Below are 10,990 nucleotides of genomic sequence, written 5' to 3' on the forward strand. Positions count from 1 at the left end.
CAAGCCCTCAAATTTCCGCGGGAGGCGGGGCGGTGGACACGCGGACGACGAGCGATGGTTCGAGCGTGACCGTTCCGACCGCATCCGGCTGCTCGACCAGCCGGAGCAGGCTGTCGGCGACGAGCTCCGCCATCGCGTCGATGTCCGCGCCCACGGCCGTCACGGGCACATCCAGCTCCGCCATCTGCGGAATGTTGTCGTAGCTTGCGACCGACAGCGCCCGCGGAACGTCGAGCCCGGCTTCCGCGGCCGCGCGCAGGACGCCGCGCGCCAGATCGTAGCTGCCGCAGACTACGGCAGTCGGACGCCGCCGGGACGCGCCGGATTCTCCCGGACCGCCGGCGAAGAGGGCCCGCGCGGCAGCGTAGCCGTCGTGCACTTCCATGCCCTGCACGTCCGCGACGGGCGCGTCATGAGCGGCAATGCCGAGCGCGCCGGTCTCATCCAGGAAAGCCTCGATCTTCACGGCTTGCAGCGGATCGTACCGTTCCGGCCGGCCGATGTAGGCGATGCGCCGGTGGCCGAGCGAAGCCAGATGGCGGACGGCCAGCCGGATCGCGGCGCCGCGGTTGACGTCGACGGTCGGCAGCGGCGCGTATCCCGCCGCGCCGTACGACAGCACCGGGATGCCGGCGGAATCGGGGATGTGAGATGCGCCGCCTTCCATCCCGCCGAAGACGAGGATCGCGTCGACCTGGAACTTGCGGAACGTCGCGAACGCCGCGTCCATGCCGCCGATTGACAGCAGCATGGCGGTGCCCCGCCGTTCGAGCCGGTCACCCACGCGCGTAATCAGCGTAGACAGCGCCGTCCGTTCAATGGACGGCCAGACGACGCCGACGGCGCCGCTGCGCTTCGATACGAGACGGCGGGCCGCGATGTTCGGCTGATAGCCCATCTCGCGGGCGATAGCGATGATGCGCCGCTTCGTCTCGGGCGTGACCAGCGGGCTGTCCCGCAGCGCCTTCGACACGGTCGAGAAGCTGACGCCGGCCGCTTGCGCGATATCTTTGATCGTGACCATGGCGTTTTCCTCCCGCGAATGCCAACGTTGTTATCCGATGCTATCATCTTAGTACATGGACGCGGGAATGACAAATTCAAATTCAACATCCCCCCCGGAGGTGCCTGATCCATGAAGAAATATGCCATCTGCGGCGTAAGCAACCGGGCCATGGGCATGTTCCTGAAGCCGATGCTGACGACGTTCCGCGGCAACCACAAACCGGTCGCGCTGCTCGACAGCGACCCGCTGCGCCATCGGGTGTGCAAGCAGCTCTACCCTGAATGTGCCGATCTGCCCGAATACGGGCCGGACGACTTCGACCGGATGGTGGAAGAGACGAAGCCGGACGTCGTCATCGTCGCGAGCCGCGACGACACGCATGCGGGCTATATCCTGAAGGCGCTGGAGCACGGCCTCGATGTCTTCACCGAGAAGCCGATGGCGACGACGGCGGAAGACTGCCGGCGCATCCTCGAAGCGGAGAAGGCGAGCAAGGGCAAGGTCACCGTCACGTTCAACTACCGCTACAACCCGATCCATACGCGGATCAAGGAAATGATTCTGGAAGGCAAAATCGGCCGCGTCATCTCGGTTGACCTGAACTGGTATATCGACACCTATCATGGCGCGAGTTATTTCAAACGTTGGAACCGGATGCGGGAGTTTTCCGGCGGGTTGTCGATCCACAAAAGCTCGCACCATTTCGACCTGGTGAACTGGTGGACGGGGCAGCGGCCGGTCGAAGTGTTCGCCTACGGCGCGCTCAACTTCTTCGGCCCAGAGGGCGAGCTCAACCCGAGCCGCAGGGACGGGCGGCACTGCACGACCTGCGACGAGCGCTCCGTGTGCGCCTACTACCGCCGCTGGGCGACGCGGACGGACGATGTGAGCGCGAAGGACGACCACATCGGCGCCCTGCCGCTTGCGGGCAAATATACGGGATACAGTCCGGACATGTGCATCTACGATTCCGAAATCAAGATCGAAGACACGTACGCGGTGACCGTGCGCTACGACGGCGGCGCGATGCTCAGCTATTCCGTGCTGTTCTCGGCGCCGTTTGAGGGCTACCGGCTGGCGATCAACGGGACGAAGGGCCGGATCGAGACGCAGGAATACCACGAGCTGTCCCGCATTCCGTTTCCCGTGCCGGAGCAGACGATCGACTATTTCCCGATGTTCGGCTCGAAGGAGACGATCCACGTCGAGCGGCGCCCGGGCGGGCACGGCGGCGGCGACCCGGCGCTGATCGAAGACCTGTTCCTCGGTCCCGATCCGGTCCGCGGCTACCCGATGCTCTCGGGCAGCGCCGACGGCGCGTACGCCGTCGCCACGGGCGAAGCGGTCTGGCGTTCGGTCAAGGAAGGCCGTCCGCTGCGCATCGCCGAACTGCTCGGCATCATGCCCGAGCCGCAGCCGCAACGGTAACGGCCTCCATTTTCTTCCGTTGAAAGGGTTTTCGGGGAATGGCGTCGAACAGATGTCGAACAGATAAAGCCAACAGACGCCGGGATCCGGCACACCCGGGAGGAGACCGATGCGGCTTCGTTCGCTGTACGACAACCTGCTCATCAAGAACAAAGTGCTGGTCCTCGTTCTTCTGATCACGCTCTTGTCGGCTTCGTCCGGCTTCGTCGCTTTCCATACGGCGGCGACCGCCTATGAGACGAAGCTGTACGAAGAGGCCGCCGAGGTGCTCAATCTCGCCTCGACGACCATCGACAACGAGCTGAAGAAGATCGAGGACCTTTCGTTCTCCATCATGACCGACAGCACCATCCAGGAACATCTGCGCAAGGTGAAGGCCCAGGAACCCGGCTACGAGCTGTATCAACGGCGGGCGGATCTGTTGGACCGGCTCGTCGTGCTCGCCCAGGAGCAGCCCTACATCGCCTCGATCCGGCTCGTCGACGCGACCGGCGTCGAGCTGATCGCCGGCTACATTCCGCGGCAGAAGGAAGAAGCGTCGGAGCTTGCGGCGCACGCCGAGCTGGCGGCCGGCGGGAACCGGTGGCTGCCGGGCGCGCCGGGCGACGACCTTCTGACGAGCGTGCGGCTCATCCGGAACAAGGAGAACCTGCAGCTCGACCACCTGGGCCTGCTCGTCATCTACGTCAACATGCGGACGCTCGTCGACCGCTTCCTCGATCTGTCGGACAACCGGCTCTACTTCGTGTTCAAGGACGGCGAGCTGCTGCATGCCATCGAAGGCGGCCGCGTGCTGGAGGACGCGGAGCAGCGGTTTGCCGGGATGAAGGGCTATGAGATTTTTGCATTCGACGGCCGCAAGCGGTTTACCGCTTACTACCGTTCGCGGGACGGCGAGTTTCTGCACGTCAACATGATCGACTTCGACCGGATTGCCCGCAAGACGACGGCCATCCGCAGCGGCATGATCGTGTTCTACGCCGCCATAAGCGTGCTTTTCCTCGTCATCGCGAGCCGTGCGGCGCGCGGCATCACCCGTCCGCTCGAACGGTTGATCGAGAAGATGAAGCAGGTGCCGAAGGGCGGATTCGAGCTGCCGGTGTCGGCGGAGGACCGGCACCTGTCCCGCGACGAAACGGGCGAAATCCACCGCCATTTCCGCATCATGATCGAGAAAATCAACGAGCTGATCTCCGAAAATTACGAGAAACAGCTCCTCATCCGCGAGACGGAATACCGCGCGCTCCAGGCCCAGATCAACCCGCATTTCCTGTACAACACCCTCGACACGGTCGCCTGGATGGCGCGCATCAACAAGCAGCGCGGCATTTCGCTGCTCGTCGAGTCGCTCGGACGTCTGCTCCGCGCCATCATCAGCAAGCGGGAGGCGCTCGTCAAGCTGTCCGACGAACTCGAAATCACATCGCACTACGTCACGATCCAGAAGTTCCGGTTCGGCGACCGTCTGGAGTTTCTGATGACCTGCGACGACGCTTTGCAGCATACGCTCATCCCGAAGCTGACGATCCAGCCGCTCGTCGAAAACGCCGTCGTGCACGCGCTCGAGGAGACGGACAGCGTCTGCACGATCGAAGTCGACATCAGCGAGACCGCATCCGGCATGGAGATCCGGGTGACCGACGACGGCCCGGGCATCGACGAGGAAGTCGTCGCCGCGGTCAAGGCGGGCACCATGAAGCCGAAAGGTTCCGGCATCGGCCTCGCCAACATCGAGGAGCGGTTGAAGCTTCTGTTCGGCGACAACGCGGACCTCATCGTGCAGCGGCGTCCGGAAGGCGGCACGGCCGTGACGATCCGGATGCCGGTCAGACGGAAGGAGGAGAACGATGTATAGCGTGCTGCTCGTGGACGACGAGCGGATCATTCTCGAAGGGCTGGCCGTCGTCGTCGAATGGGAGCGCCACGGCACGGCGCTCGCCGGCAAGGCGAAGAACGGCGCCGAAGCGCTGGAGATGATCCGCGAGATCCGGCCCGACATCGTCATCACCGATTTGAAAATGCCGAACATGAACGGCCTGGAGCTGATCGCCGCCGTCCGGGAAGCGTATCCCGACATCGTGTTCGTCATCCTGTCCGGATACGACGAATTCGAATACGCGCAGCGGGCGATGCAGTACGGCGTGCGGCACTATCTGCTGAAGCCTTGCGGCGAGCAGGAAATCATGGACACGCTCGACCGGGTCGTGGCGGAGCTGCGCACCGCCGAAGAGCGCAAGCGGTACACGCAGGGCATCCGCGCCCAGTTCGAGAAGATGAAGCCGCAGCTCAGGCAGCAGCTGCTGAAAGAATTTCTGACGAACAAGACGTACGGCATGAAGGAATGGGAGAGCTGCCGGTCGATCTTCGGCCTTCCCGCGGAAGGCGCGCGGGTCAGGCTCATCCTGTTCGAGCCGGACGCGGCGTCCGCGCCGGAGTATGAGCAGCTCTTCGCGCTGCAGAACATCTCGTCTGAACTGATCGGCGAATGCGCGCCGGTTCATCTCGACGCCGCGATCGGCGACCGCGTCGCCGTCCTGTGCGATGCCGCGCCGCTCGAGCGGCTGATGCCGGTGATCGGCAACGTGCAGCGCGTCTACCAGGCGTACTACGGCATCGAGACGACCGCCGCCGTCAGCGACGAAGCGGACGTCGGCAGTCTCCGGCGGCTGTACAAAGAGACGCTCGAAAGCCTGTCCGGCCGCTTCTATCTCGGCGGCGGCAGCATCATTACGCGCGCGGACACGCCGCAGCCGGCGAACATGCTCGATCTGCCCGACGCCGAGGAACTTGCGCGGGCCGTGCGGAGCGGCAGCGCGGCCGAGGCCGAATCGCTCCTGTCGGACTGTTTCCGGCGGCTGAAGGACATGCGCCTGGACGTGCAGGTCGCGAAGACGTATCTGGCCGAACTGTACATGGTGCTCATCCGCCAGGCGCCGCAGGACCGGCTGTCCGGCTATTTTGAGCGGGCGGTGTCGTTCCTCGCCTCCGAGACGCTCGGGCAGATGGAGCGGTTCGTCCTGGACATCGCGCGCGAGATCGCTTCTTCCTATTACGACGCCAACCTGCAGCACCGGAGCGAGCTCGTCCGCCGCATGATCGCCTGCATCCAGGAGCGGCTCGGCGACGAGACGCTGACGCTCGGGAGACTCGCGAGCGAAGTGTTCTTCATGAACGCGGACTATCTCGGCCGGCTGTTCCGCAAGGAGACGGGCGAGCGGTTCTCCAACTACCTGCTCGCCGCGCGCATCGAACGCGCGAAGCGGCTCATCGCCGAGTCCGGTCAAAGCAGCCTGCGGATCGGCGCGATCGCCGAGGCGGTCGGCTTCGGCAACAATCCGCAATATTTCAGCCAGGTGTTCAAGAAGCATACGGGCCTCACGCCCACGGAGTTCAAGCGGAAGACGTCGGAAAATTGAACGGCTCCGGTCGGAAAAATGAACCCGCTTGGGCGCACACGCCGAACGGTTTCGCCGCTCTGCCGCAGTACGGAGGTTCATTTCCCGGAATATTGAACAACGAAGACCGGAACCTTTCGTATCGCCGCCGCGGCGGATCGTTTTTAATGAGAATTGAAAACACTTTCAAGTCAGGGGGAACGTACGGCGATGAAGCGGAGAAGAATGTTCACCGTGCTGCTCGCGCTCATGCTGGCGCTGGCGGCGGTGCTGTCCGCCTGCGGCGGCAAATCGGACAACGGCGGCACGAATGCGGCGAATTCGAACACCGCCGGCCGGTCGGAAAACGGCGGCGGATCGAACGCCGGTTCCGGATCGGAGGGCAGCGGCGGAGGCGATGCTCCGAAACCGGTCACGCTCAAAGTGCTGTGGTGGGGCGGCCAGACGCGGCACGACAACACGCTCAAGATCATTGAGCTGTATCAGCAGCAGAACCCGCATGTCACGATCGAACCGGAGTTCACCGGCTTCGACGGCTATTGGGAGAAGCTTTCCGCCATGGTCGCGGGCAATAACACGCCGGACGTGCTGCAGATGAACTTCGGTGAATATTTGACCCAATATGCGAAGAATGACGTGCTCGCCGACCTGAATCCGTTCGTCGAGAGCGGCATCATCGACACGAGCAAGCTCGATGCGGGCATCATGGAATCCGGCGTTGTCGACGGCAAGCTGCTCGGCATTCCGCTCGGCATGAACGCGCTGACGGTCATCTACGATCCCGAGCTGATCAAGCAGGCGGGCGCGCAGGAACCCGCGCTCGGCTGGACGTGGGATGACTTCAAGGCGATCGCCCGGACGGTGCACCAAAATCTCGGCATCTACGGCTCGCCGACGCTCGAAGCGAACAATATCCTTGAATATTACGCCCGTCAGAACGACCAGAAGTTCTTCAGCGACGACGGCACCGGCGTCGGCTTCGACGATCAGATCTTCATCGATTACTTCAACATGCAGGTAGAGTTGATCAAGGAAGGCGTCATGCCGTCGCTGGACGTCATGCAGCAGCACTCCGCGCTGGAAGATCAGCTGATCGTGCATGGCAAGGCGCCGTTTGACGTCCGCTGGTCCAACCAGGTGGTCGCCCTTGCGAAGGCGGCGAACCGTCCGCTCAAGCTGACGGTGCTGCCCGGCCCGAACACGGAGAAGGGGCTGTTCCTGAAGCCGGCGATGTTCTTCTCGGTGGCGAAGGATTCGAAGAACGCCGAAGAAGCGGCGAAGTTCATCAACTTCTTCGTCAACTCGCTCGAAGTCGAGGAAATCCAGAAAGGCGAACGCGGCGTACCGATCAACGCGGAGATCCGCGAAGCGATCTCGAAACAGCTCGACGAGGTGCAGAAAAACATGTTTGATTACATTGATCTGGCGGCGGCCAACAGCAGCCCGATCGATACGAACTATCCGGTGGGATCCGCGGAAGTGCTGAACCTGCTCGGCACCGATATCGAGGACCGGATTCTGTTCGCCGAAATGTCGCCTGAAGACGGCGCGGCGAAATTCCGCGAACAGACGGCGGACATTCTGGCCCGCAAGCGGTAGAATCTGCGGCCGGTTCGGAGGCGGCGCGGGAAGCTGCGCCGCCGATGGGCCGGCTTTCTTCAACGCGGACATTACGGGGAAAGGGCGGATGCAAAATTGGCAACGCGCAAAGCGGGCGGTTATCGCAACTTGACGGGGTACGCGTTCATCTCGCCGTTCCTCATCGGGTTCTTCGGACTGACCGTCATCCCGGTCGCGATGACGCTGTACCTGTCGTTCACCGACTATAACATGCTCCGGCCGCCGGAGTGGATCGGGCTGGAGCATTACGAGCGGATGTTCACGAAGGACGAGAAGTTCTGGCACTCGCTGCGCGTCACGTTCTTCTATACGTTCACGGCCGTGCCGCTCCGGCTCATCGTCGCGCTCGCGATTGCCATGCTGGTCGCGAAGATCGTCCGGGGCGCCGGGTTCTACCGGACGGTGCTGTACCTGCCTTCGATCATTGGCGGCAGCGTCGCCGTCGCCGTCATGTGGCGCCAGCTCTTCGGCCTCGAAGGCGCGATCAACACGATCCTGAAGTGGCTTGGACTGTCCGGGGTCTCCTGGCTCGGCGATCCGAAATATGCGATCTGGACGCTCATTCTGCTGTACGGCTGGCAGTTCGGTTCGTCGATGCTCATTTTTCTCGCCGGACTCAAAAACATCCCGAACGACTACTACGAGGCGGCGAGCGTGGACGGGGCGGGGAGCGTCACGATGTTCTTCCGCATCACGCTGCCGCTGCTCACGCCGGTCATTCTGTTCAATGTCGTCATCCAGCTCATCAACGGCTTTCTGGCGTTCACGCCGGCATATGTCATCTTCGGCGACGGCCGGCCGCTCGGCGCAACGCTCATGTACGTGCTCTACCTGTTCCAGAACGCGTTCACGTTCTTCGACATGGGTTACGCGTCCGGCATGGCGTGGGTGCTGCTTGTCATCGTGGGTCTGCTAACGGCGCTTATTTTCAAAAGTTCGGAGTATTGGGTGCACTATGAATCGAAGGGGGACCGCTGATGATGAGACTTCGGCGCATTCCCGTCATATCGCACGCCATCCTGCTCGCGCTGACCGTCTCCATGCTGTACCCGGTCGCCTGGATGGTCGCGAGTTCCTTCAAGGAAAGCTCGTCCGTGTTCGTGGACGCCGCTTCCCTCATTCCGAACCAGTGGAACTTCGACAACTACATCAACGGATGGAAAGGCGTCGCCGGCGTCACGTTCACGACGTTCTTCAAGAACACGTTCCTGGTCGTCGGCATCTCGACGATCGGCAGCGTCCTGTCGTCGGCGGTCATCGCGTTCGGCTTCTCCCGCATCCGTTTCCGCGGGCGCAACCTGTGGTTCGTCTGCATGATGCTGACGATGCTGCTCCCGTACGAGATCGTCATGGTGCCGCAGTACATTTTGTTCAACCAGTTCGGGTGGATCAACACGTATCTGCCGCTGATCATTCCGACGTTCTTCGGCACGCCGTTCTTCGTCTTCCTGATGATGCAGTTCATCCGTTCGATTCCGTACGATCTGGACGAGGCGGCGGAGATCGACGGCTGCAACAAGTTCACGACGTTCGTGCGCATCATTCTGCCGCTCATCCTGCCGGCGATGATGACATGCGTCATCTTCTCGTTCTATTGGCGTTGGGACGATTTTCTCGCGCCGCTGCTCTACCTGAACAAGGTGTCGCTCTATACGGTGTCGCTTGCGATCAAAATGTTCTCCGACCCCGACAACGTGACGGACTGGGGGGCGCTGTTCGCGATGTCGACGCTGAGTCTCATCCCGGTGTGCGCCGCGTTTTTCGCGTTCCAGCGATACATCGTGGAAGGCATTCATACGAGCGGACTGAAGGGCTGAAAGGGGGAGGTTGCGCATGAGCATGACACCGGGTGCACCGATCGACTGGGCGAAGGCGGCGTGCGATGCCGTCATGGCCGCGTACACGCCGGAGGAGCTGCCCCCCGCCGGCAAATGGCATTACCACCAGGGCGTCTTTCTGACGGGCGCCGTGCAGGTGTGGAAGCGGACGGGGGATGTGCGGTATTTTGATTATACGAAGCGGTACGTTGACCATCTGGTTGATGAACTGGGCAACGTGGTGGTCGCCAAAGGGGAACTGGACGCCATTCAAGCCGGCCTTCTCCTCTTTACGCTCGAGGATGCGACCGGAGATTCGCGTTATCGCGAGGCGGCGCGCAAGCTGCGCGCATTGTTCAACACGTTCAACCGGACGCGCGAAGGCGGCTTCTGGCATAAAGACCATTATCCGTACCAGATGTGGCTGGACGGACTGTACATGGGCGGCGTGTTCGCGGCGCGGTATGCCGCAAGGTACGGGGAGCCGGAGCTCGTGGACATGGCGCTCCATCAGGAGCGGCTGATGCGCCGGGGCACGCTGCGCCCGGACGGGCTGCTCGTCCATGCCTGGGACGAGAGCCGGCGCGCGCCGTGGGCCGATCCGGCGACCGGGATGGCGCCGGAAGTGTGGGGCCGGGCGCTCGGCTGGTACGGCGTCGCGCTGGCGGAGATCCGCGCGGAGCTGCCGGAGGGCCATCCGGCGCGGGAGGATCTCGCGGCGAAGCTCGGCGCGCTGGCGGAAGCGTTGGTGCATTACCAGGATGCCGGGAGCGGCCTGTGGCATCAAGTCGTCGACAAGGGCGATCGGCCGGACAACTGGCTCGAACTGTCGTGCAGCAGCCTGTACGTGTATTCGATCGCGGAGGCCGTCCGCGCCGGCGCGGCGGACCCGGCGCTGCTCGAGGCCGCCCGGCGAGGATTCGCCGGAATCACGGCACGGGTCGAATGGGATGCAGAGGGGCGGCTCGTCCTGCCGGACATCTGCATCGGCACCGGCGTCGGCGACTACGCCCACTACATCGCGCGCCCGGTAAGCCGGAACGACCTGCACGGCGTCGGCACGTTCGTCTGGGCGTGCATGGCGATGGATCGGGTTGACTGACATGGCATGCCGGCCGGTGCGCTGATTACAAGCGCACCGGTCCGTTGTTGGTGGGGGCGGTTTTCCATACGGCTGCCGTTGGTCAGTTCATATTCCCTTCGCGCATGTCGGCACGGTTTCGGTCAACCGCCATTTTAGAACGTATTTTCCTATACCTTTCGCTGCCTTTTCGTCCATATCCCCTTCGCTCAAATCGCTTTTACCGTCCCTTTCTGCCGCATTTTGACCATATCCCCTTTGTTCAACTTGTCTCTAATCCATCATCCAGCCGCATTTTAACCAAATCCCGCTCGCTCAGCGGAATGGGCTGCAACTGCCCCCTGGTGCCCCATATCCCTTTCAATCAGCAGCCTTGACCGCCTTTCGGTACCGCCAAACCCTCCCCTCAACCGCTCTGGCGAACTTCTCAAACAGGGGAATCACGTCAATAAAATTTCATGGATGCATCAACCAATTTTTTGTTGAAATAAGAACATTTGTTCGATAAAATAAAGACAACCCGGAAAAACGGAGGGGGAGCGGACATGTTTTCGAACGAGACAGCTCTTCGTTTCCTTCAATATTCGGAACAGAAATGCGCCGATCTCCTGATGCAAGCGCGCTGGCCCGGCGGTTTCCGGTG

General features: G+C 62.4%; 8 protein-coding genes. 7 read left to right on the top strand and 1 reads right to left on the bottom strand.

Translation table 11 applies throughout. The annotated features are described in order from the left end of the window. Positions 1–7: 7 nt before the first annotated feature. The gene (locus KJQ12_RS02330) at positions 8–1,024 is read right to left on the bottom strand and encodes a LacI family DNA-binding transcriptional regulator (RefSeq protein WP_213483314.1); all 1,017 of its coding nucleotides are present in this window, start codon (positions 1,022–1,024) and stop codon (positions 8–10) included. 111 nt (positions 1,025–1,135) lie between these two features. Between KJQ12_RS02330 and KJQ12_RS02335 the strand changes: the two genes are divergently transcribed. From KJQ12_RS02335 to KJQ12_RS02365, 7 genes are all read left to right on the top strand, one after another. Beyond that, positions 1,136–2,434 carry a Gfo/Idh/MocA family protein gene (locus KJQ12_RS02335; protein ID WP_213483315.1) on the top strand — a complete coding sequence of 433 codons (1,299 nt, stop codon included), beginning with the start codon at positions 1,136–1,138 and terminating at the stop codon, positions 2,432–2,434. Positions 2,435–2,543: 109 nt separating this feature from the next. Beyond that, entirely contained in the window at positions 2,544–4,289 is a 1,746-nt protein-coding gene (locus KJQ12_RS02340) for a cache domain-containing sensor histidine kinase (RefSeq protein ID WP_213483316.1), read from the top strand. After that, positions 4,282–5,850, top strand: coding sequence for a response regulator transcription factor (locus KJQ12_RS02345; RefSeq protein WP_213483317.1), 1,569 nt, complete (start codon positions 4,282–4,284; stop codon positions 5,848–5,850). The genes KJQ12_RS02340 and KJQ12_RS02345 overlap by 8 nt, the downstream gene beginning before the upstream one ends. A gap of 189 nt (positions 5,851–6,039) precedes the next feature. Beyond that, a complete protein-coding gene (locus KJQ12_RS02350; protein WP_015254179.1) occupies positions 6,040–7,428 on the top strand; it encodes an ABC transporter substrate-binding protein in 1,389 nt (462 codons plus the stop codon). A gap of 96 nt (positions 7,429–7,524) precedes the next feature. Next, on the top strand, positions 7,525–8,427 hold the full coding sequence (locus tag KJQ12_RS02355; protein WP_015254180.1) for a carbohydrate ABC transporter permease: 903 nt from the start codon (positions 7,525–7,527) through the stop codon (positions 8,425–8,427). Continuing rightward, entirely contained in the window at positions 8,427–9,266 is an 840-nt protein-coding gene (locus KJQ12_RS02360) for a carbohydrate ABC transporter permease (protein ID WP_041853826.1), read from the top strand. Before KJQ12_RS02355 ends, KJQ12_RS02360 begins: the two co-directional genes overlap by 1 nt. 16 nt (positions 9,267–9,282) lie before the next feature. Next, positions 9,283–10,368: a glycoside hydrolase family 88/105 protein gene (locus KJQ12_RS02365; RefSeq protein WP_213483318.1), complete on the top strand. Its 1,086-nt coding sequence runs from the start codon at positions 9,283–9,285 to the stop codon at positions 10,366–10,368. The last annotated feature ends 622 nt before the right edge of the window (positions 10,369–10,990 follow it).

This window comes from Thermobacillus xylanilyticus (assembly GCF_907165215.1).
Classification (GTDB): Bacteria; Bacillota; Bacilli; order Paenibacillales; family Paenibacillaceae; genus Thermobacillus; species Thermobacillus xylanilyticus.

Coding starts and splice junctions, on each gene's coding strand:
- KJQ12_RS02345 (WP_213483317.1), top strand. CDS start 4,282: ATGTATAGCGTGCTGCTCGTGGACGACGAGCGGATCATTCTCGAAGGG.
- KJQ12_RS02365 (WP_213483318.1), top strand. CDS start 9,283: ATGAGCATGACACCGGGTGCACCGATCGACTGGGCGAAGGCGGCGTGC.
- KJQ12_RS02340 (WP_213483316.1), top strand. CDS start 2,544: ATGCGGCTTCGTTCGCTGTACGACAACCTGCTCATCAAGAACAAAGTG.
- KJQ12_RS02350 (WP_015254179.1), top strand. CDS start 6,040: ATGAAGCGGAGAAGAATGTTCACCGTGCTGCTCGCGCTCATGCTGGCG.
- KJQ12_RS02330 (WP_213483314.1), bottom strand. CDS start 1,024: ATGGTCACGATCAAAGATATCGCGCAAGCGGCCGGCGTCAGCTTCTCG.
- KJQ12_RS02360 (WP_041853826.1), top strand. CDS start 8,427: ATGATGAGACTTCGGCGCATTCCCGTCATATCGCACGCCATCCTGCTC.
- KJQ12_RS02335 (WP_213483315.1), top strand. CDS start 1,136: ATGAAGAAATATGCCATCTGCGGCGTAAGCAACCGGGCCATGGGCATG.